This window comes from Corynebacterium aquatimens, from assembly GCF_030408395.1.
GTDB classification, from domain to species: Bacteria; Actinomycetota; Actinomycetes; order Mycobacteriales; family Mycobacteriaceae; genus Corynebacterium; species Corynebacterium aquatimens.
In genome coordinates this window covers 2,328,142-2,349,580 of record NZ_CP046980.1, presented here as the reverse complement: position 1 = coordinate 2,349,580, position 21,439 = coordinate 2,328,142, and the positions used below count along the sequence as shown (strand labels likewise).

The window sequence follows — 21,439 nt, the reverse complement described above, 5'->3', positions numbered from 1 at the left end:
GAGGGCGGGCTTAGCGGCGCGAACCGTACTCAGGGCCACCCAGAACCGCCTGGTCCGCAGGCACCGCGTTGCCCTCCGGCACCTGGTTCTGTCCGCTGAACGCCGCGATCCCCACGACAGCGACGATGCCCAGCACGGTGCCGGTCACGGCGCTGGCCACGACGGGGCCGAGTGCGCGGCGCTGAATCGAGGCGTGGCGGTGCGTCATGGACATTCATGCTAACACAGTGAAAACGTTTCACTTAGTGACACTTCAACCAACCCTCGACCTGGGGAAACACGGTGATTGCGGCGCGTGGGACGGGCGCGGGAGCAAACGTTTTCACGGATCCCACCGGCGCTGGCCTTGGGGCGGCCTGCGTAAACGCGCTATTGTGGCGCTGTATGACTCACGATCCAGAGCTTGGAGCCCAGCGCGCCCGCGGGCTTCGCACCAGCGCGAGGTTCGCGGTCTGGATTGTCGCCAGCCTGCTGCTCCTGCTGTTCGCTGTGTACCTCGCCGACGTTGCGCTCAACAAGGGCAAAACTCCGCGCGGTACGTACGTCGGCGGCGTCGCGGTGGGGGGAATGGTGCCTGGGGAGGCCGTCGATAAGCTTTCCCGTGAGCTTGGCGGCGTTGAAAACAAGCCCGTGACCGTGGCGGCGGGGGACAAGACCGCGGAGTTTGTGCCGTCGAAGGCGGGGCTCGGCGTGGATTGGGACGCGACGATCGAGCGCGTGGGCACCGAGAGCTACAACCCGTTTGTGCGGGTCGCGGGGCTTTTTCGCAAGCGCGAGGCAGACATTATCTCCACGGTTGACCCTGGGCACATGGAGCCAGCGATGGAGCGCGTGACGCAGGATCTTTTCGTCTCGCCTATCGACGGCACCATTTCCGTGAACAAGGGAAAAGCCGACGTGAAGGACCCCGTGCTGGGGCAGAAGGTCGAGCTTTCGCAGTTAACGGACGTTGTGCCCACGGAATGGCTGAACCCCGAGGGGATCACGCTTGAGCCGGCCGACGTGGAGCCGAAGATCAACGATGCCGCGATCAAGGCAGCGCTGGACGGGCCGGTGAAAGCGGCGCTGGCTGGGCCGCTGAAGCTCAACGGCCGCGACGATGTGAACGCGGTGATCCCGGTGGAGCGGCTCGGCGAAGTCGTGAGCTTCCCAGGCGTCGACGGCGCGATCGTGCCGAAAGTTGATTACAAGCGCACGGGTGCGATCTTCGGGGAGCAGCTTGCACCGACCGTGCACGAGATGGTCAACGCGCGGATCAACGCGGCAGGCGACATCACGCCCCACAAAGACGGGATCAAGATTGAGTGGGGCGACTCTTTGGCCGGGCTCGAGGGCCGAGTATTCGGCGAGGAGCCGCGCGAATGGGACGCGGTGTACAAGCCCGTGCCGGCGACATTTACGGATGCGGATGCGCGCAAGGCAACCTTCGATGACGTGGTTGGCGAGTTCACCACCGGCGGGTTTGAGACCGCGTCTGGGCGCAACATTGAACTTGTGGCCGCTCAGGTCAACGGCGCGTACGTGAGCCCCGGTGAGACGTTTTCGCTTAACGGCTACACGGGTCCGCGCGGTGCAGCGCAAGGCTACGTGGAGTCGGGCATTATTATCGACGGCCACGCCGGACGCGCCGTCGGCGGCGGCATCAGCCAATTTGCGACGACCTTGTACAACGCCTCCTATTTCGCGGGCATGACCGACATCGAGCACACGCCGCACTCCTATTACATCTCCCGGTACCCCGCCGGGCGCGAGGCCACCGTGTACGAAGGGGCCATCGACCTGAAGATCCGCAACGATTCGCCCCACCCGGTGCGGATTGAGACCTCCTTCGGCGGCGGGGAAATCACCGTGCGGTTGAAAGGCACGCGGACCTACAAGGTCGAGTCGGTCAACGGCGGGCGCTGGGCCGAAACCGCGCCATCACCACAGGTCGTGAGCGGACCAGGCTGCGTGCCGGGCGGCGGCGCGCCGGGGTTTACCACCTCAGACACGCGCATCATTTCTGACCTTGGCGGGCGGGAGCTCAAACGCGAGCAAGTCACGACGGTCTACGATCCGCAGCCGATCGTTCGCTGCGGGTAGTGGGCTTTGGGCCGGTTGCCTTAGAACCGGCACCCCTTCGGAGCGTGGTCGCCGACCTCCCGCTCTAATCCCCACACCACCATCGCCGTAATCTTCCTGTTCATCGGCATGAAGATGTGGTTGACGTACCCTCCGCACGTGGCTTCAACGTTCACGTTTGCAACGTCGGCGCCGCCCACCGATTCGAGCATAGAGGAGCTGTAGGGGGTAACAACACCGTCGCTAGGCGAATAAATCGACGTGTACACCACGCGCGGGTCCGTGTCTGGGAAGGTGTTGAGCTCGCGGATGTGCTCAGAGTTCCACCGCTGCTGATCACCAGCGCGAACGCGGGAACGGGTCTGCTGGCCTCCCTTACTTTCAGCGACCTCCGTCATGCCACCCATGGTGGTGCCGTGGAAGGAACCGCCCGCGGCCACGACGCGCCGAACGCTATCCGCGCCGCCAAGCTGCGCGATGTACTTCTTGGTGAGCGTCCCGCCCTGGGAATGCCCGACGAGGTCGACCTGCTTCGCGCCAGTCATCTGCTTGACCCGCTCTACGTTGGCGGCGAGCTCCTTGGCGTTGTCGTTGATATCGGCCAAGCCATAGAAACCGGGGAAAAGCGCCTGCTCTCGCGCAGGAAGCTTCCCGTAATCCCAGCCGTAGACGCAGTACCCGCGCTTCTTCAAGGCGCGGGCCGCCGGCAGCCACATCGCCGTATTCCCCGCGGTGCCGTGGACGAACAACACTGGGGTCGGGTGCTCCGGCGACGGCACACAGCCAGGCACGTTGAACACCTTCCGGCCCAGGAGGTCACCAGCGAAATGGCCGGGTCCCACCGAGCTCAGCGCATCCGAGCTGCGCACGTCGGTGCTTGTGGTTGTGGTGGGTTCGGCAGTAGTTGTGGGGGGTTCGTCGGCAAGCGCGAGCGGGCTCGAAGCGAACGTGAGGGCTGTTATAGCTGCCGCGATCCCCGCGCGGACCGATCTGAGTCTCATGTGGTGCAGAGTAACCCACCGCGAGACCCCGCGGGCTAAAACCCCGAGCCAAACCCTGGGCCAAAATGGAGCCGGCGACGAGAATCGAACTCGCACTCTCAGCTTGGGAAGCTGATGTTCTACCACTAAACTACGCCGGCAGCAGCTGCCGTGAGGCAGCAAACAATACGCGAATAACACTAGCACCGCCTCGTTCCGTCACGGAAAACGCCCGGCAACTCGTGCGCCTCCCACACCCGTTAAGCTTGAAGACGTGCTGCTTTCAGATCGTGACATTCGCTCCGCTATTGACGACGGTCGCCTGGGCATCGATCCGTTCGATGCCGCCATGGTTCAACCAAGCTCAATCGATGTGCGGCTGGACAACCTATTCCGCGTGTTCAACAACTCGCGCTACACGCACATTGATCCCAAAGAAGAAATGCCGGACCTGACCACCCTGGTTGAGGTCGGGACCGATGAGCCCTTTGTCCTCCACCCAGGCGAGTTTGTGCTGGCCAGCACCTTAGAAACGTTCACTTTGCCGGCGGACCTCGCTGGCCGCCTTGAGGGCAAAAGCTCCCTCGGCCGCCTCGGCCTGCTAACCCACTCCACCGCCGGGTTCATCGACCCCGGTTTTTGTGGCCACATCACGCTGGAACTCTCCAACGTGGCCAACCTCCCTATCACGCTATGGCCCGGGATGAAAGTCGGCCAACTCGCGCTGTTCACCATGACTTCACCCGCCGAAACCCCCTATGGCTCGGGCGCACTCGGCTCCAAATACCAAGGTCAGCGCGGCCCCACCCCGTCGAAGGCGTTCCTCAACTTCCGCTAGGGGCCTGCCCGGGGTTTTCCTGCCCCGCCGGGGGCCGCGCCCCCGCCCCCGCGCGGCAACTGCCAAGCTTCCGCGCGTAATCCTGACGATGGTGACACCAAACTCGAGGCCGTGCCCCATCATTCTGCAAAAGTGCAGGTCAGAAACGTGCAGACAGGCTTATGTGTCGGGGTGGTGTCAGCATCGTCAGGACGGTCGTGGCTCGCGCGTGCAAGGGCCTCTGCTTGCGGCTTCGTGCCTGGCTGCATAGTCTGGTTTTCAGAAGGTTTTCAATAACGGGAACGTTTTTCGTTAACGTGACCGGTTAACCCCACCGAACCGCTGAAACAATCGGCCTTGAAACTAGGAAAGAGTTGAGGACAATGACCAACCCGGAGAACTCCGCGATCGAAAACGCAGCCAAGAAAAACCTGCTGGCTAACGGCGAGGCATGCACCTGTGGCGAATCTGCAGGTCAGTGCACCTGCGGCCACCACAAGACCTGTGACTGCGCGCCGGGTGAGTGCAAGTGCGGCCACCACGCAGGGGAACAGCACGGTGGGGAACAGCACGGTGGGGAACAGCACGGTGAAGAACAGCACAAGGGTTGCGGCTGCTCCTAAACTCCCTTGGTGGCGGACTCCCTTGGTAGCGCCGGTGCGGCGGCGCGCACCGGATGCCCCCGGTGGCACTAAAGTATCCGTTTTCCGCGCCTTTAGTGCTAATAACCGGCATAATGGCGGGCATGAAAATGACTGTTATTGGCACTGGCTACCTTGGGGCAACGCACGCGGCGTGCATGGCGGAACTCGGCCACGAGGTCCTGGGGATTGACGTTGACCAGGCAAAAATCGATGCCCTGAAAAGCGGCAAGGTCCCGTTCTACGAGCCGGGCCTGCCCGAGGTCCTAGAGCGCAATATCGCCAACGGCCGCTTGAGCTTCACCACCGATTACAAAGAAGCTGCTGAATTTGCCAATGTGCATTTCATTGGCGTCGGTACGCCGCAGCAGCGGGGAAGTTACGCGGCGGATACTACGTACGTTGAGGCGGCCGTCGATAGTCTTGTTCCGCACCTTGAGGGCGAGCACGTCATCTTGGGCAAGTCCACGGTTCCGGTGGGTACGGCGGCGGCGCTGCAAGAGCGCGCGGACCAGCTGGCCGAAGAAGCTGGTAGGGGCGCGAGCGTTGAGATCGCGTGGAACCCCGAGTTCCTCCGCGAGGGTTACGCGGTGCAGGACACGATCTCCCCGGACCGCATCGTGTTGGGCGTGCGGGATGCTCGCGGCTCGCAGAACCAGAGCAGCGCCGAAGACATCGCGCGCGAGGTCTACGCGACGCCGCTGGCGAGCAACACCCCGTTCCTCGTCACTGACCTGCAGACCGCGGAGCTGGTCAAAGTCAGCGCGAACGCGTTTCTGGCGACGAAGATTTCTTTCATCAACGCCGTCAGTGAGGTGTGTGAAAACGTCGGCGCGGATGTCACTCAGCTTGCCGACGCGATTGGTTACGACGACCGCATTGGCCGCAAGTTCCTAGGCGCCGGTCTTGGCTTCGGCGGCGGCTGCCTGCCCAAGGACATCCGCGCCTTCATGGCCCGTGCTGGTGAGGTTGGGGCTGACCAGGCGCTGACCTTCCTGCGTGAGGTCGACGCGATCAACATGCGTCGCCGCGAGCGCGCCATTGACCTGTCGCGTGAGATCCTCGGATCGTTGATCGGCAAGCGCATCACGGTTCTCGGCGCGGCGTTCAAGCCGAACTCCGACGACGTGCGCGATTCACCCGCGCTTGCCGTCGCTGGCCAGCTCAACCTTGCCGGTGCCGCGGTGCGCGTCTACGACCCGCAGGCCATGGACAACGCCCGTCGCGTCTTTCCAACGCTGGATTACGCCAGCTCGCTTGACGACGCCCTGACGGACGCCGAACTGGTCATCCTGGCCACGGAATGGGGCGAATTCAAGGAGCTCGACCCCACCCACGCTGGCAGCTTGGTCGCCGAGAAGCGCATTATCGACGGCCGTAACGTCCTGCCCGTCGACGCATGGCAAGCCGCTGGCTGGCACATGTGGGCGCTCGGCCGGAACCTCTAGTTCCTTTGCGTTAAAGCTGCCCAGGGGTGCATGACTGATTTAGCCAGCCGAAGCTGGCAGAACGGGCCGCTTGTATCGGGTTAGAGGTCATTTCCCTGTGAACTAAGCCAGGGGGTAACGCAGCGCCCCGCTGCGGTGAATAATCACACGGAAGGGCTGCCGCGGACACAAGATTCGCGGTTCAAACGGCCCCGCCCGTGACGGGCAGAATGCAAATAAAAATCAGTGCTGGGAAAGTGGATTAGCGCAGCTTAGAAAAGCCCTCAGCAGGAAATTTAGGTTTACAAAGTGTCTTTTCACACGTAGAATATCCGTCGAATATCGACGTACAGAAATGGACACTTTCATGAACACTGAGCAGCCGTCCCGTGGGCGCATGTCCCTCTCAAAGCGAGTTATGAGCGCCGCGACCGTTGCCATCGTGGGCTTGACCACCGTGCAGGTGGTTGCGCCGAACACGATTTCCCTCCCCGCAGCGGATGCCGCGACGCGCACCGTCCAGGGCACCACCGTCACATACGACGACCAGAACCCGGCATCCGTGCCGTGGAACACCACTGTCAAGCAAAACGTCACCCGCTACGGTACCCTGTACCTGAGCCTGGACGCCGTCGAAAAGGACGGCATCGCGAAGACCGGCACCTACGACCAGTGGGGAAGCCCCGTTCCGCTGACCATCTGGGATCCCACCAATCAGACGATCTACCGCAATGGGTTTACGTCTGCTGTGCGCCCAGATCCGTTCAGCAATTCCAACAAGATTACGACTCAGCTTGGCGAATGGACCTACATCTCCCAAAGCTCCATGTTCCAGGTGACCTGGAACCCCGCGCCGGGCTACATCGGCTACGCCCCTCCGCTGCCGATCCAGATCGACCCGTTGAAGCCCGGCGGGCAGCCCGCGCCGCAGTACGACTACGCCACCACCGGCCTGCCAGGCAAGACCACCACCCCGCTCACGTCTACGGGTGCGCTCGGCACCGCTCAGACCGTGCAGGCCAGGACCGCGTTCCAAGGTGTCACCGATGGCATTATCTGGGACTATCAGGCGAGTTATGCATTCCAGGTGGACAGGAACGACCCGATCGCGGCCAAGGCGACGATCGCGGGCTCGGACTTCGCCACCGACGCAGACGGCAACTACGTCGGCTACGTCACCACCGAGCTGAACACCACCGAGGGCCGGTACACGATTAACCCGGACTCCGGCGAGGTCACGTTCACCCCGAACAACGACTTCTTCAAGACTGGGGACCCGGCGACCAAGCAAGCCACCCCGATCCGCGTGATCGTGTCCAACATGACCACCAACACGGTGGATGGCAACGGCCGCGTCATGGCCTACGGTGTCACCCGCCCCGCGCACACGATCAACGACAACAACCCCTCGCGCGCTGAGGTCACGACGACTTACACCCCGGCGGTGACCAAGCCGTCGGTGCAGCTCAAGGACGTCGCAGCGCAGAACCAGGTCGGCCGCGCCGTGACGTTGCGCCCGAACTACGCGCAGGCTGACGGCGCACCGGCGATCAACACGGACACCGTTGAGCTGCTGAACCCGGACGGCACGACCGCCGGCAAGACCCTCACCGTCGCGAACGAGGGTACCTGGCAAGTCAACTCTGATGGCACCGTCACCTTCACCCCGCAGGTCGGCTTTATCGGTGACCCGACCCCGGTGAAATACACCGCGAAAAACACCGCTGGTATCCAGGCGGACCCGGCCACGCTCACCGTCGACTACTTCGTGCCGGACGGTCGCCCGGCAACGACGTTCGGCACCCAGGGCGTGACGCAGAAGTCCACCGACAGGACCACTTCCGAGGGCGACCGCGGACTGACCGCCCAGCAGATGTTCCCGGGGTATCCCACCAACTGGTACAGCTCGTTCACCTACCAGCTTGTAGCCAGGAACGGCGACGTTGTCGCACCGAACACCGCTCTGAAGTACGACCACATTGGCACCTACACCATCGACGCCGCGTCCGGCGAGGTCACCTTCACCCCGGATCCGTTCTTCGTCGGCCCGGCACCGGAGGTCGGCGTGCGCATCGCCAACCTCACCACCGCGAACGGCCAGGAGCGCGGCGCGGACGGCTCCTACTTACCCGTGGTTACCGCCTCGAACGTGTACCTCCAGCCCGCGTTCGCCAACGGCAACGTCGGCGACACGCTCAAGGCCACACCGGACTACGCGATCGCCGGCCTGCCGAAGATCGACACCGAGAGCATTTCGCTTATCGACGGCTCCGGCAACCGCGTCGGCACCACCCTCACCGTCGATGGCCAGGGCACCTGGACCGTCGATCTTGCGACCGGTGAGTTCTCCTTCACCCCGGTTGCGGGCTTTTTGGGCAACCCGGCACCGGTGAAGTACACCGCGCGGAGTGTCGACGGTATCGCGGCCCGCGAGCCGTCCACCGTCACGGTTACCTACAACCCGCTGGTCACCCGTACCGCCACCACCATCGGCGGCCCGACCGACACCCAGAAATCAACCGACCTGAACTCCCCGGGCGACGCCGGCAAGACCACCGCGGAGCTCTTCCCGGGCCTTCCCGAGGCTTGGTTCAACGCGCCGATCCAGTTCAAGCTTGTCGACGGCACCAACCTCGTCGACACCCTCACCGTCGATGGCGAGGGCACCTACACCATCGATCCCGCCACCGGCGTGGTCTCGTTCACCCCGGACGCCGGGTTCCTTGGCGGCCAGCCCTCGAAGCAGGCGGGCGGGGTGAAGATTCAGGCCATCAACACCACTGCCAACGGCACGAAGGTCAACTCGACGCTCATTGCGCAGTACATCCCGACCGTTGAAGACCGCACGTACACGCTGCCGTCCGCCACCAACTCGGCGCCGCTCGGCCAGCCGGGATCGGCCACCCCGGACTACGGCACCACCATCGACCCGAAGAGCGTGCAGCTTCTCGACGCTGCCGGCAACCCCGTCGGCAAGACGCTGGACATCCCGGGACAAGGCACCTGGGCCGTCGACCCAACGACGGGCGAATTCACCTTCACACCGGTACCGGGATTCGTCGGCACGCCGGTGAGCGTGCTCTACACCGCCGCGGCCACCGACGGCGGCACGGTGACCGACACCGGTGGTGTGACCATCACCTACCCGGCGGCCATCACGGTCCCCGCCACCACCGTCGGCCCGCAGGGCACCGCCCAGAACAGCTTCGACAAGAACGCGAACGACACCGGCCGCACCCCTGCCGAGATGTTCCCGAACCTGCCCGGAGATTGGTACGGCAAGGCCAGCAGCCCGGTGAAGTTCCAGCTCGTAGGTGCAACCGGCAATGTTCTTACGGTCGACGGTGTGGGCACCTACACCATCGACCCGGACAAGGGCACCGTGAAGTTCGAGCCGGAGAAGGGCTTCACCGGCCAGGCGCCCGAGGTGCAGATCCAGACCGTCGGCCTCAGGGATGCAAGCGGCCAGCCGGCCGAGATGACCAGCACCTACCAGCCGTTCGTGGTGCCGGTGCGCGTTGAGATCCCGTCCGACTACGCCAAGGCCACCCGCATCGGGCAGCCGATCACGGTCACCCCGGAGTACCTGGACACGACGGTGGACAAGAGCACGATCCGGATCATCGCGCCGCAAGGCAGCACGCTCTCCGAAGACGGCAAGACGCTGGTTGTGCCAGGCGAGGGCACATGGACCGTCGATAAGCAAGGCAACTACTTCACCTTCACTCCGCAGGGACCTGACGGTGAGGGCGGCGCGTTTGTGGGCAGCCCGACCCCCATCGACTACACCGCCACCAACTTCGACGGTATCCCTGCACAGGTGCCCGGCCAGATCTCGGCGTTCTACCCCACGCCGGATCCGACGTCGGCTGTCACGACCAATCTGCAGGGCGTGACGCAGCACTCCGACGACAAGAACCGCCAAGACCAGGGTCTCACTGCGAAGGAGATGTTCCCGAACATCGCCCAGGCCACCTGGTGGGACCAGGCAGTCTTCGGGTTGTTTGCCCCGGACGGCACCCCGGCGGAGAACAACACCCTCACCGTCGCGGGCGAGGGCACGTACACCATCGATCCGAAGACCGGCCAGGTCACGTTTACCCCGGACCCGACATTCGTGGGTACGGCGCAGTCGGTAGGCATCGGCATCGTCAACGCCCAGGGCACACCGACGGCAAGGTACACCGCAGTCGTCGAGCCGGTGGACGTGCACCTGAACGACGCGTCCGCCATCGCTAACGTTGGTGCACCGTTGAAGGTCACACCGAAGTACCTCGATAGCATTGACAAGTCCACGGTCGAGTTCATCGGTCCTGACGGGAAGCCGGCCGGTAAGGAACTCAAGATCGACGGCCAGGGCACCTGGACCGTCGACAACAACGGCACCTTCACCTTCACGCCGGTGGAAGGCTTCTTCGGAACCCCGACCCCGGTCAACTACACCGCGAAGAACACTAACGGTGTGTTCTCCGCCGACACGGGCACGGTGACGGGGTACTACCGCGAGCCGAAGGTCTCTCCGTCGGTAAGCACTGGCGATGTGAACGAAGCGCAAACATCGAAGACCGGTAAGGAGATGTTCCCGTCGTTCCCGAGTACCTGGAACATCACCTACTCGCTGCCTGATGCTGTCGGCGGAAAGGTAGAGACGGCCGAGGGTACCTACACGATCGATGAGAAGACGGGCGTGGTCACCTTCGCACCGGCGAAGGACTTCACCGGCACCCCGGATCCGGTGACAGTGAAGGCAACTACGGCAACCGGCGCGAGCGTGACCACCACGTACCAGCCGGTCGTGTGCAAGACCACGACCACGACCAACACCGCGACCGCGACGGCGACGGAAACGGCGACTGCGACAACCACCGAAAGGACCACAGAAAGGACCACAGAGCGAACCACTGAAAAGGTCCCTGTTACAGTGACGGCCGATCCGTTGACAACAACGGTGACGCAGGATCCCGTAACCGTGACGCCGGCCCCGGTGACCACGACGGTAGAGGTCACGGGCGCCACCCAGACGGTGACAATCACCCCGACCCCGGTCACCTTGACGCCAGCCCCGGTGACCACGACGGTGAACGGCCAACCGGTGACGGTGACTGCCTCGCCGGTCGTGCACACGCCGGAGCCAGTCACCACGACGGTGACGCACCAGGCCGATCCGGTGACGGTGACTGTGGTGCCGCCGACGGTCGTCGTTACGCCTGCTCCGAATACCGTGACTGTGACGCCTCCCGCGACCACCACGACGATCGAGGTTCCGTCGAAGAACACCCAGGTGAAGGTGGAGGGATCCACGATCGAGTTCACCGCGGTGAAGGGCAACGCGTTTGCTGTGAAGCCGCAGGACGCCGACATTGACACTGCGTCGATGTACTTCACCCCGGTGACGGGCGCGATTGTGTCTCAGGACGGCAAGAGCATGAAGGTGCCTGGTCAGGGCGAGTGGAAGATCCTCGACGGCGGCATCGTGGCCTTTATTCCGAACCCGAACTTCACCGGCCCGGTCACCCCGGTTCAGGTGGAGTACAAGCGGACCGATGGGGCGATCGTTGTGACGCCAATGCGCATTCAGGGCACCTACGTCGAGGGCGCGCTGCCGGCGGTGAGTGAGACGACGAAGGTTACGGAAACGCAGAAGGCTACCGAAACGCAGAAGGTCACGGAAACTGCGACGCCGACGACTGTGACGACCACCGCGAAGTCGGGTTCCAGCGGCAAGGCTGAGGGTGAGGGCGGTTCTTCCGATGCGAAGACGGTTGCGGAGCGCTGCTTCGGTAACGCGGTGCGCTCGCCAATCGCGTGGCTGCTGCCGATCGGCCTGCTGGGATTCATCGGTGGCAAACTGATGGAGCCGTACATGGGCCAGTTCCACGCGCAGCTTGACGCTGTGAACCGTCAGATCAGCGAGCAGGTTGACGCTGTGAACCGTCAGATTAGCGAGCAGGTTCGCCGCAACACCCCGGACTGGGGACACGGTGGCCACGGCGGGTGTGACAACGACCAGTTCCGCGAGATTGCATCCCAGGTGGACGCCATCAACCGCCAGATTGCATCCCAGGTGGACGCCATCAACCGCCAGTTCGGTGCCTTTGCAAACCAACCCGGTGTGCGAGAGGCTGGCCAGGTGATCGGCGGCATCATCGCCATCGCTGCTCTGTCCGCGGTGCTGTACGACTGGTGCTCCAACGACGTGGGCAAAGCGAAGACCGCGCTTGATATCCAAAAGGATGCCAGCGGCAAGCTGACCTTGCAGAAGAAGACCGGGTCCTCTGGGGCCTCTGGTTCATCCGGCTCTTCCGGCGCTGAAGATACTGACAAGAGTTCCGGCTCAAGCAACTAAACGCTTTAGCGCATGAGGCCCCGACCTCAAGGCAACCTTAAAACACTGTGTGCCTTGGTCGGGGCCTTTGGCGTGTCTGCCGAAGCCGTCCGCCGGAATGCATGAGGTTAGTTGTTCCAGCGGGTGTCAGGGCCGGTGACGCGGTCAGCGTAACGCTTGGCGCTAGCCGGGTATTCTTCCTGCGGCAGCGGGTAGAAGTAAACGCGCGGCAGGATGGTCTCGACCTTGTCGAGGTAGTCACGCACGTAGGAATCCACCTCGGCGCGGTCGGTGGCGGACTTGTTCACGTAGATGAACAGCGGACGCGCCAGCGGGTAGGAACCGTCACGGGTGTTTTCCAGGCTTGGGGCGATGCCGTCAACGGTGACGTTGTCGATATGGTCGCGCACCTCGCCCTCGGTGGCCAGGTAGTTACCGATGCCCATGAAGCTAAGCCCGTACTCATCCTCAGCCACCCACTTGGACAGCTCCTGGATGTCGTCGGTCTCCTTCACGTCGTCGCGCAGCTCCGCGTCGCCCAGCACGGTGGTCAGGAACACGCCGCGGGTACCGGAACCAGCCTCACGGCCGTAGAGGGTGATTTCCTCATCAGGCCATTCGGGGTTGATGTCGGACCACTTGGTCACGCTGGAGTCGGTGGACCAGATCTTCTTCAGGTCATCCAGCGTCAGGTCGTTGGCCCAGTCATTGCGCGAGTTCTTCACGATCGTGATCGCGTCCAGCGCAATCGGAAGCTCGATGTACTCGACGTTGCCGTCGGCGCACTTCTTCTGGAAGTCGACGGGTTCGCCCGCGCCGGGGATCGGCACAGAGGAGTCGTTGATGTCTGCCTCGCCTGCGCAGAATTTCTCAAAGCCGTCGGTGGAGCCGATGCCCTCAATCGAAACATCGTGGTTGTAGCGCTCAGCGATGTAGCGGGAGATCGGTTCGACGGTAGCGGAACCCGTCGCGACAATCTGCTTCGCGCCGTCGCTTTCCGCGTTACCGGCGTCGGAGCTGCCGCTTTCGGTCTGGTTCGCGCAGCCAGCGAGCAGCGCCAATGCCGCCACCGGCGCCGCGACCTTTACTAATGTGCGTTTCATTTCGCGCGGCCCTCCCGCATCTCGTTGCGGAACTCATGCAGCAGGTCGAACAGGCTCGACCAGCGGCCCCGCAGGTTGGTCATGTAGTACGGCACTTTGTCGAGCTCATCAAGTTGTTCTTGGCTGAGCCCATGCTTATCGACGACCGGAGCCTCCGCCTCAGCCCCCGCCGCCAGGCCGGCGCCAGTTTCTGCATCGGTTGCGGCGACGGTACCGGCCTCGACACCAGTTTCGGTACCCGCAGCAGTACCAGCCTCCGCTTCGGCGGCGAAGGCCGCCGAAGCGTCGTCGTTAAGCAAGCGCGAGCGTGCATCGATTTCGGTGCGGACAACGGCGACCGTTTCTTCGAGCTCGGTGAGCAGAGCCTGAAGATCGTCGTCGGTGGCGTTGTTGCGGATCATTGCCTCTGCCTGGTCGGAGAGGTCTTGGTCCAAGTTGGGTTGGTTAGTCATGAGATCTCCTTTTAGGTGAGCATGTTACTGATGAAGACGGCCAAGAGCGGAATGACGAAGAACACGCCGCCGACCCACAGGAAGACGAACAGCTTGTTCTCGTCGGCGCGGCGTGCCAGCCAGTCGGAGCCGGCCGGTGGCAGCTTGCGCAGGAACGGCAAGCCAAGGATGGTCACGGCCGCAAACACATTGAACATCGTGTGGACCAGCGCACCGGTCATAGCGGCCGTCGCCTCCACACCCGTGGCGGAGAACGCCGCGATAAGGCCAGTGACCGTGGTACCGATGTTTGCACCGACCACGAACGGGAAGAGCTGGCGCACCTCGAACTTGCCGGAGCCGGCGAGCGGAACGGTCAGCGCGGTGGTGGTGGAGGAGGACTGAACAAACGCCGTGATCAGCGCGCCGGACAGTGCGCCGGTGAAGGTACCGCGGCCAAGAGCTGCGTGCAGCATCTCCTGGGCCTTGCCCACCAAAAGCGACGACAGCATGTTACCGATGAAGCTGATCGAAAGCAGGATCAATCCCACACCGACGAGGGCGAGGATGATGCCTCCCCAGACGTCGCCAAGCGGGCTCACGATGTTCTCCGTGAGGCTCACTAGCGGCTCCGTGATGAGGTCGATGAAGTCACCGACCGCCTCAAAGATGCGCGCAAACAGGTTGTCGCCCGAACCGCTCAACGACGGCGCGATGGCCGACGCCGACTTCGATAGCACGCCGAAGAACAGCTCGAGCGGGAAGAAAATCAGCAGGGCAAGCAGATTGAAGAAGTCGTGGACCGTCGCCATGGAGAAGGCGTTGCGGAACTGTTTCTTGTTACCGGACAGACCAACCGCGACCAGGGTGGACGTCACCGACGTACCGATGTTGGCACCGAACAGCATCGGCACCGCAATTCCCAGCGGCAGACCACCGGCGATCATGCCCACCACGATCGACGTCGTTGTCGAGGAGGACTGAATGATCGCCGTGGTGATGATACCGATGGCCAGACCCACAAACGGGTTCTCGGCGAAGGAGAACAGCTGCTCAGCCTGGTCGCCGGCGGCGGTCTTGAAGCCGGAGCCGATCATGCCCACCGCGTTGAGCAGCAGCCACACGGCCAGAGCCACCGAGACCCACTCGGCGACCTTCTTAGCCGTGCCCTCAAACGGGAGGAAGCCTAGCGGGTCCTTCTTTTCCCCGTCGTCCCCGTCCGCGAAGCCGTCGGCGTCTTCTTTGTTCTTGTCTTCTTTATCGCTGTCTTTATCACTGTGGTCGAATTTGCGGGAGCGGTCCGAGTTCTTGAAGTCGTCCTCGAGGGTTCCGCGCTGGGTCTTGTTGATACCCAGGTCGTCGCGGTCTTCAAGCTCGACGTATTGGTCGTCGACCGCGGATGTCCCGCGCTTTTTGCCCCGGCCGGGGCCTGTCGCTGTGCTCATGATCACCCAATCTGTTGTCGAAATCTGGCAACGATCTCCTTGACCCTACATAAGCCATGCCAAACCTGTGTGAAACCTTGGTAAACACTAGGGAAACCATTGGTGCACACGACCTGTTCCGCCTGCGCCCTGCCATCCCTCTCGCGGCCCCCGTGCCATCCTGACGATCCTGACACTCAGCACCGGGTAGTTGCCGCGGAAACCCTAAAAACGCTGGTCAAAAACGTGCAATCCGGCTAATAAGTGTGGTCGGTGTAAACAAATTCAGGGATTCCAAAATTTTTCCCCCTCCGAGGGAACCCGAGGCCATCCTTTGGAGTCCAATGGATATGAATACTTACCAGTTTCCATCTTCCTCACACGCTCCCCGGCCAATTACGCTCCACGACGGCGTCGACATCACCCCTTTCGTCCCAGGCCAACTCACCACCACCGGCGGTGGCCCGCGCGCCTCCCGAACCTTCTTCGCCATCGGCGTGGAACCTCGCCCGATGGAGTGGGCCATGCGCGATGCCGAGCTCCACCCCCGCAAGCACGCCTACGTACTCCCCGCCGGCCTGCGCGCAGTGGCCGCGGCACTGGAAAACCCCGGCTGCGTCGTGTCTGGGCTCAGCGCCCTGGCGATCTACGGCCTCAGCTTTTTCTCCAAAGGTTGCGACGCCACACTTATTGGCGAAGTCGAAAAAACCCAGTTCCCGGCCATGAAAAGTGCCCTCGTTCGCCGTCGCAAGCTCAAATCAACATGGACCGTTCGCTGGCAGGACCGCGCCATCACCGCCAGCCGCCCCCTCGATGCCCTCATCGAGGCCCTTCAAGACCTCCGCGATGGCGTTCACGCGTGGGAGGTCCCCAGTTGGGTCGCGGATGACCTTGCCTTTCGCGCAATTTCGCTTATCGACGCCTCCTCCAACCATTTCGGCTTCACCCCCACCATGATCAAAGAAGCTGCCAAGGGGAGGCTCAATAGCAGATGGATTAGGAAAATTTTGCAGCTGTCCAGCGGAAAAGCAGACTCACCAAAAGAGACCGAGATGCGCATCATCTCCCGAGCCATCCTGGAAGGCCCCGAAAGCTTTCCTTTAAAACTTGTCCGCGACGACATGCGTGACCCCTTCGCTGAGAACATTCGATGGGCCGCCGCGCAACTGGAAGACCTGCGGCTGAAACTCAGTGAGCAGGTCCCGATTTATGAAGCCACCTGGAGCGATTGGCCGATCACCATCTTTGACCTGGCCTTAACCGCGCTCAAGATCGGATTGATGTACGACGGCGAGCACCACCTTCAGCGCAGCCAGCGTGACAAGGACGCCAGCATCAGCCTGAAATGCACATTGCAAGGGTGGCTAGTGCTCCGCTTTTCCGCCGGCACGCTGGAAACCTTGCCGGGAGCGCTCGTGGCCGCGGTAAGGATGCGGGTGAACACCCTCGATCCCGCCGCCTAACCCCGCCCCATCCCCCATCCCCCATCCCCCATCCCCCATCCCCAACCCCGACCCCCAACCCCGACCCAACCCCCATCCTCGACCCAACTCCCGCCGCCCAACCCCCGCCGCCGGCGCCCTGACGATGTTGACACGCTCGAGCCGTCGCTTCCCGCGGAAACTCGGAAACTGCAGGTCAAAACGTGCAGTTTCGCTTATGGGACGGGGTGGTGTCACTATCGTCAGGCTTCGAGCCGTGGAGGGGAGAAACCGGGCCGGCGGGGAGAGGTCGGCGGGCTGGCCGGGCCAGGCGGCATGGGTTGGGTGTTGCCGCCGCCGTCGTCCTGACGATGTTGACACCTCCTAGCTGTCGCTTTCCGCGGAAACTCCGAAACTGCAGGTCAAAAACGTGCAGTTGCGCTTATGGGTCGAGGTGTTGTCACTATCGTCAGGATTCGAGCCAGGGGAGGCGAATCCGGGCCGGTGTGGAGAGGTTGACGGGCTGGCCGGGCCAGTTAGATGGAGTTGGGTGTTGCCGTCGCCGGCGTCCTGACGATGTTGACACCTCCGAACCGCCGCTTCCCGCGGAAACTCTGAAACCTCAGGTCAAAAACGTGCAGTTGCGCTTATGGGTCGGTGTGGTGTCACTATCGTCAGGAATCGAGCCGTGGGAGGGGGAAACCCGGGTTGGGGCTAGTGCTGGTGGTAGTCGGCGAGGAAGTTGCCCAGGCGCTCGATGGCGTTTTCCAGTTGGGATGCCCAGGGCAGTGTGACCACGCGGAAGTGGTCGGGCTTGGGGTAATTGAAGCCGGAGCCGCCGACCATCAGGATCTTCTCGGATTTGAGAAGGTCGAGCATGAACCGCTCGTCGTCGTGGATGTTGTACATCTCGGTGTCCACTTTGGGGAAGCAGTACAGTGCGCCCTTCGGCTCGACGACGGAAACGCCGGGGATCTCCCGCAGTTTCTTCACGGTGATGTCGCGCTGCTCTTTCAGTCGCCCGCCGTCGCGGGTCAGGCTGAGAATGGATTGGCGCCCACCCAGAGCGACCTGGATAGCGTGCTGACCAGGCACATTGGAACACAGGCGCGTGCCCGCCAGTAGGTCCAGCCCCTCCACAAACCCGGCGGCTCGTCGGCGCGGCCCGGTAATGACCATCCAGCCAGCGCGGTAGCCGCACACGCGGTACGCCTTGGATAGGCCATTGAACGTCACCGTCACCAAGTCGGGGGCAATCTCAGCCATGGAGATGTGCTTTGCGTCGTCGTAGAGAATGCGGTCATAGATTTCGTCGCTAAGCACCATGAGCTCGTGCTCCCGCGCGATGTCCGCGATCCCCTCGAGAACTTCACGCGAGTACACTGCGCCGGTCGGGTTGTTGGGGTTGATCACCACGATGGCTTTGGTGCGCGGGGTGACTTTGGAACGAATGTCCTCGAGCGAGGGGTTCCAGTCGTCCTCCTCATCGCACAGGTAGTGCACCGGAACGCCGCCAGAAAGTGAGGTCGCGGCGGTCCACAGCGGGTAGTCGGGGGAGGGGATGAGTACCTCGTCGCCGTCGTTAAGCAGGGCCTGCGTGACCATGGAGATCAGCTCGCTCACGCCGTTGCCCAGGTAGACATCGTCGATGTCAAAGGCAGGGAAGTTTTCGATCTCCTCGTAGCGCGTCACCACCGCGCGGCGCGCAGGAATGATGCCCTTCGACGTCGAGTACGCCTGGGAGTGCGGGAGGTTCGCGATCATGTCGCGCATGATCACGTCCGGCGCGTCGAAACCAAAAATTCCGGGGTTCCCCGTGTTCAGCTTGAGCACGTTGTGGCCATCAAGCTCCATCTCCTCCGCCGTCCGCGCGACAGGTCCGCGCAGGTCATAGGCCACGTTCTTGAGCTTTTCTGCTTGATCGAAGTGGCGGCAGGGCTTTCGCTTATCGACGGCACCCTTTCCCGCACCCTCGGCCGCCACCGTGTCCGCTGTGGTGTGAGTGGTGTCGGGGTTGGTGTTCGTGGCCTGGGAATCGTGGGCCTTCTTGTCGGTAGCCATGTGACTATTGTTGCACAACCTGCCTGGGGATTATTTGGCCGTGTAGGTTGTCCGGGGCGCTTTTAGAATGAAGGTATGACTACGCCAAACAATTTCAATCCGGCCCCGGGTGGGCCACAGCCGTATGGTTATCCCCAGCAAGGGGCATTCCAGCAGGGGGCGTTCCAGCAGATGCCTCAGCAGGGGATGCCTCAGCAAAGCGAATCCGGGCGCAAGATTGATTTCCCCGGTGGGCCGCTGCCGATTGTGGATGCAATTCCTTTCGCGTTTAAGCGCTTATTTACTAGTCAGTGGCACGTGTACGTCGGGCTGATGGCGCTGATATTCATCCCGCTTTTGATCTGGACCGCGATGCTGGTGGTTCCCATCCTTTTCTACGATGGGTTGGGTGCCGGTAGGGAACTGCCCGATAACCCCATCGATCTGTACGGTGTCCCGTACATGCTGGTGATCGTGGTGTTTTACCTGCTGATCATCGCGTGCAGCTTTCTCTGCAACGTCGCTTTGTGCACCACCGCCCTACGGGATGTGGATGGGGAAAAGCCTTCGTGGGACAGAGTCTTTAAAGACGTGCCGTGGGGTAAAGGCCTCGGGGCCTATGCGGCGGTATTCGGCGCAATGATGGTCGTTGTCATGGTTTTTGGCCTGCTCATCGGCCTAGCCGCAGCAATTCACCCGGCCCTGCTGTTTCTGGTTGTTCCGATCGTGCTGGTTGTTTCCTTTGTCCTCCCGCCGTTCGTGTCGTTGCTGCCGCTGTACCCAATCGATGGAAAAACCACCGTTACCGGCGCCTTTAAACGCGTGTGGGCGGACGTGAAACCACAGTTCTTCCGGGTCTGGGCCGCACTGTTCGTCCTGCAGGTGGTAATCACGGCGCTGGCCTACCTGACCTTAGGCATCGGCCTGATCTTTGTTGGTCCGCTGTCGGTGCTCGGCGTTACGTTCATCTACCGCTGGGTCGCTACCAATAACGGCGGTGCCCCGGTCGCATTCCAGGCTGGCTACCCGCAGGCTGGCTACCCGCAGCCGCCGCAGTACGGCGGGCCGAGCGGTTACCCGCAGCCGCCCCAGTAAGAGTCTTTAGAAATATTGGGTCCTGTGACATTGGATATGTGCGCGTAGCATGGGGCCTATGACATATAATTCTTATCCCCAAAACAACTTTGATGGCTATGGCCAAGAGCCTATGGCCAGCGGTAAATCAGGCCAGCCGCTCACTGTTATGCAGGGTCCACTACCTATTGGTGAAGCAATCAGCTTCGGCTTCAGCCGCTTCTTCACGAGCCAGTGGTACGTCTACCTTCTGATTTCCCTGGTGCCGATCGTGCTGGGCGCAATCGCTATGGGAGCCGCGTTTGCTCAGATCCCGGCGTCCGCGTGGCAATCCGGTGACCCGAATGTCGTCGCGAAGGCGTTGTTCGCATCCTCGGGATTGGGCCTGGTGATCGGCGGCGTTTTCCTGGCCATGATTGCGGCCTTCTTCGCCAGCTTGCTGCTCTACAACGCTGCGGTCAAAGACACCCGCGGCGTGAAGCCGACGTTTGGGAACGTCGCCCAAGGGCTGCCCTGGGGCCAGACGATCCTAGTGTTCATCCTGGTCGGCTTGCTTCAAGGGTTATTGTCTGGTCCTGGCCAGGTACCCGAGCCGAATGCCGGTGTTGCTGTCGTTGGCACGATCTTGTTTCTGGTCCAGTTCTTCCTCATGCCATTCCTGTACATGATCCCGTGGTACGCGGTCGACGGAAAGACTTCTGCCGTCGACGCCTTCAAGGCAGCGTGGGAGGACGTTAAACCCCACTACTGGCGAATTCTTCTCGCGTTCATCGCCATGGGCTTTATCTCCATTCTCCTGGTTATTTTTACGCTGGGACTCGGTGTCCTGGTGGTTATGCCGGTGATCACCCTGTTTGAAGCATTCATCTACCGCTGGATTTCTTCCCACCGCGACGGTGTAGGTGCCGCACCTGGCGTCGGCCAGGCTCCGGGCTACGGCGCTGCTGCACCGGGTTACCCGCAGCAGCCGCAGGCGGGCTACCCACAGCCGGGCTACCCGCAGCAGCCGCAGCCGGGCCAGGCCCAGGGCTACGGCCAGTCGGGTGGCTACGGCCAAGCTCCTGGTTACCCCCAGCAAGGTAACGGTCAGCCGGGAGACTTCAACCACCCCGAGGGCTACACTCCGTTCCAGTAATTTCCCAGCGAAGAGCATTTGAAAGCGGCGCGCTGACCCGTGCGCCAAACCCCGCTCGCCAGCGCATCCAATGAGGTATCAAGCGCAAGGTGGCGGGGTGCTTTTTGTGCCTGGCCGGTGCCGCTCAACCGAGCCTGCAACCGGGCATCCTGACGATGTTGACACCCCGCCGACCCATAAGGAAAACCGCAGGTTTTTGACCTGCGGTTTTCGGCTTTCCGTGGCAACTAGTGCTGGAGAGGTGTCATCATCGTCAGGATGCTGCCGGCGGTAGATGGATGACCAAGGCCAGGCCTGACGATGGTGACACTTCGGCGAAACCGAACTGGGCTTTTGCTTCCGCACGCCGGGAAAACTGTCAGGATCGTCAGGATCGTCAGGACTGGCTAGGGGCTACTAGGGGTAGGGGGAGAGAGGCGGGGCCGGCGTAGGGAGTGGGGGAGGGGAGCGGCAGGGGGTGGGACCGGGGCAGGGGGAGCGGCTGCTAGGGGAGCGGGCGAACCGCGTCGGGGCACGGTGGCCGAGAAAAAGACAGAGCGGTCTATAAACTGTGGCATCTG

Annotated in this window: 14 protein-coding genes and 1 tRNA gene; 7 read left to right on the top strand and 8 right to left on the bottom strand. The window is 62.5% G+C overall.

Annotation, left to right across the window (positions count from 1 at the left end; genetic code table 11):
* Positions 1-10 precede the first annotated feature (10 nt).
* Positions 11-208: a DUF2613 domain-containing protein gene (locus CAQUA_RS10390; RefSeq protein ID WP_196825185.1), complete on the bottom strand. Its 198-nt coding sequence runs from the start codon at positions 206-208 to the stop codon at positions 11-13.
* Between the two features lie 176 nt (positions 209-384).
* Here CAQUA_RS10390 and CAQUA_RS10385 point away from each other — a divergent pair, with 176 nt between their 5' ends.
* A complete protein-coding gene (locus CAQUA_RS10385; protein WP_196825186.1) occupies positions 385-2,082 on the top strand; it encodes a VanW family protein in 1,698 nt (565 codons plus the stop codon).
* 20 nt (positions 2,083-2,102) lie between these two features.
* Here CAQUA_RS10385 and CAQUA_RS10380 read toward each other — a convergent pair whose 3' ends face one another.
* Both CAQUA_RS10380 and CAQUA_RS10375 read right to left on the bottom strand, forming a co-directional pair.
* On the bottom strand, positions 2,103-3,062 hold the full coding sequence (locus tag CAQUA_RS10380) for an esterase/lipase family protein (RefSeq protein WP_196825187.1): 960 nt from the start codon (positions 3,060-3,062) through the stop codon (positions 2,103-2,105).
* A 66-nt stretch (positions 3,063-3,128) separates the two neighbouring features.
* Positions 3,129-3,202: transfer RNA gene (locus CAQUA_RS10375), tRNA-Gly, on the bottom strand.
* Between the two features lie 113 nt (positions 3,203-3,315).
* Here CAQUA_RS10375 and dcd point away from each other — a divergent pair.
* On the top strand, positions 3,316-3,879 hold the full coding sequence (dcd, locus tag CAQUA_RS10370; protein WP_196825188.1) for a dCTP deaminase: 564 nt from the start codon (positions 3,316-3,318) through the stop codon (positions 3,877-3,879).
* A gap of 269 nt (positions 3,880-4,148) precedes the next feature.
* On the opposite strand, the gene CAQUA_RS10365 is transcribed toward dcd, so the two are convergent.
* Positions 4,149-4,460: a hypothetical protein gene (locus tag CAQUA_RS10365; protein ID WP_196825189.1), complete on the bottom strand. Its 312-nt coding sequence runs from the start codon at positions 4,458-4,460 to the stop codon at positions 4,149-4,151.
* 143 nt (positions 4,461-4,603) lie between these two features.
* On the opposite strand from CAQUA_RS10365, the gene CAQUA_RS10360 reads away from it, so the two are divergent.
* Together CAQUA_RS10360 and CAQUA_RS10355 are read left to right on the top strand one after the other, a co-directional pair.
* On the top strand, positions 4,604-5,947 hold the full coding sequence (locus CAQUA_RS10360) for a UDP-glucose dehydrogenase family protein (RefSeq protein WP_196825190.1): 1,344 nt from the start codon (positions 4,604-4,606) through the stop codon (positions 5,945-5,947).
* Positions 5,948-6,293: 346 nt separating this feature from the next.
* Complete coding sequence (locus tag CAQUA_RS10355) at positions 6,294-12,272, top strand: Ig-like domain-containing protein (RefSeq protein WP_196825191.1); 5,979 nt, start codon at positions 6,294-6,296, stop codon at positions 12,270-12,272.
* A 107-nt stretch (positions 12,273-12,379) separates the two neighbouring features.
* On the opposite strand, the gene CAQUA_RS10350 is transcribed toward CAQUA_RS10355, so the two are convergent.
* From CAQUA_RS10350 to CAQUA_RS10340, 3 genes are read right to left on the bottom strand one after another with little or no spacing between them, the layout of a single operon-like run.
* Entirely contained in the window at positions 12,380-13,354 is a 975-nt protein-coding gene (locus tag CAQUA_RS10350; protein ID WP_196825192.1) for a phosphate ABC transporter substrate-binding protein PstS family protein, read from the bottom strand.
* Complete coding sequence (locus tag CAQUA_RS10345) at positions 13,351-13,806, bottom strand: hypothetical protein (protein WP_196825193.1); 456 nt, start codon at positions 13,804-13,806, stop codon at positions 13,351-13,353. Before CAQUA_RS10345 ends, CAQUA_RS10350 begins: the two co-directional genes overlap by 4 nt.
* 11 nt (positions 13,807-13,817) lie before the next feature.
* Positions 13,818-15,230, bottom strand: a complete 1,413-nt coding sequence (locus CAQUA_RS10340; RefSeq protein WP_196825194.1) for a Na/Pi symporter — start codon at positions 15,228-15,230, stop codon at positions 13,818-13,820.
* A gap of 503 nt (positions 15,231-15,733) precedes the next feature.
* On the opposite strand from CAQUA_RS10340, the gene CAQUA_RS10335 reads away from it, so the two are divergent.
* Positions 15,734-16,672: a putative endonuclease domain-containing protein gene (locus CAQUA_RS10335; protein WP_196825195.1), complete on the top strand. Its 939-nt coding sequence runs from the start codon at positions 15,734-15,736 to the stop codon at positions 16,670-16,672.
* 672 nt (positions 16,673-17,344) lie between these two features.
* On the opposite strand, the gene CAQUA_RS10330 is transcribed toward CAQUA_RS10335, so the two are convergent.
* On the bottom strand, positions 17,345-18,691 hold the full coding sequence (locus tag CAQUA_RS10330; protein ID WP_231375548.1) for a pyridoxal phosphate-dependent aminotransferase: 1,347 nt from the start codon (positions 18,689-18,691) through the stop codon (positions 17,345-17,347).
* 75 nt (positions 18,692-18,766) lie between these two features.
* Between CAQUA_RS10330 and CAQUA_RS10325 the strand changes: the two genes are divergently transcribed.
* Complete coding sequence (locus CAQUA_RS10325) at positions 18,767-19,765, top strand: phage holin family protein (protein ID WP_196825196.1); 999 nt, start codon at positions 18,767-18,769, stop codon at positions 19,763-19,765.
* A 58-nt stretch (positions 19,766-19,823) separates the two neighbouring features.
* The gene (locus CAQUA_RS10320; RefSeq protein ID WP_196825197.1) at positions 19,824-20,879 is read left to right on the top strand and encodes a hypothetical protein; all 1,056 of its coding nucleotides are present in this window, start codon (positions 19,824-19,826) and stop codon (positions 20,877-20,879) included.
* Positions 20,880-21,439 lie beyond the last annotated feature (560 nt).

What these genes read in the sequence shown, in the direction of transcription:
- CAQUA_RS10335 (WP_196825195.1), top strand. Translation starts at nt 15,734, where the DNA reads ATGCGCGATGCCGAGCTCCACCCCCGCAAGCACGCCTACGTACTCCCC.
- CAQUA_RS10385 (WP_196825186.1), top strand. Translation starts at nt 385, where the DNA reads ATGACTCACGATCCAGAGCTTGGAGCCCAGCGCGCCCGCGGGCTTCGC.
- CAQUA_RS10345 (WP_196825193.1), bottom strand. Translation starts at nt 13,806, where the DNA reads ATGACTAACCAACCCAACTTGGACCAAGACCTCTCCGACCAGGCAGAG.
- CAQUA_RS10320 (WP_196825197.1), top strand. Translation starts at nt 19,824, where the DNA reads ATGACATATAATTCTTATCCCCAAAACAACTTTGATGGCTATGGCCAA.
- CAQUA_RS10380 (WP_196825187.1), bottom strand. Translation starts at nt 3,062, where the DNA reads ATGAGACTCAGATCGGTCCGCGCGGGGATCGCGGCAGCTATAACAGCC.
- CAQUA_RS10350 (WP_196825192.1), bottom strand. Translation starts at nt 13,354, where the DNA reads ATGAAACGCACATTAGTAAAGGTCGCGGCGCCGGTGGCGGCATTGGCG.
- CAQUA_RS10355 (WP_196825191.1), top strand. Translation starts at nt 6,294, where the DNA reads ATGAACACTGAGCAGCCGTCCCGTGGGCGCATGTCCCTCTCAAAGCGA.
- CAQUA_RS10360 (WP_196825190.1), top strand. Translation starts at nt 4,604, where the DNA reads ATGAAAATGACTGTTATTGGCACTGGCTACCTTGGGGCAACGCACGCG.
- CAQUA_RS10340 (WP_196825194.1), bottom strand. Translation starts at nt 15,230, where the DNA reads ATGAGCACAGCGACAGGCCCCGGCCGGGGCAAAAAGCGCGGGACATCC.
- CAQUA_RS10330 (WP_231375548.1), bottom strand. Translation starts at nt 18,691, where the DNA reads ATGGCTACCGACAAGAAGGCCCACGATTCCCAGGCCACGAACACCAAC.
- CAQUA_RS10390 (WP_196825185.1), bottom strand. Translation starts at nt 208, where the DNA reads ATGACGCACCGCCACGCCTCGATTCAGCGCCGCGCACTCGGCCCCGTC.
- CAQUA_RS10325 (WP_196825196.1), top strand. Translation starts at nt 18,767, where the DNA reads ATGACTACGCCAAACAATTTCAATCCGGCCCCGGGTGGGCCACAGCCG.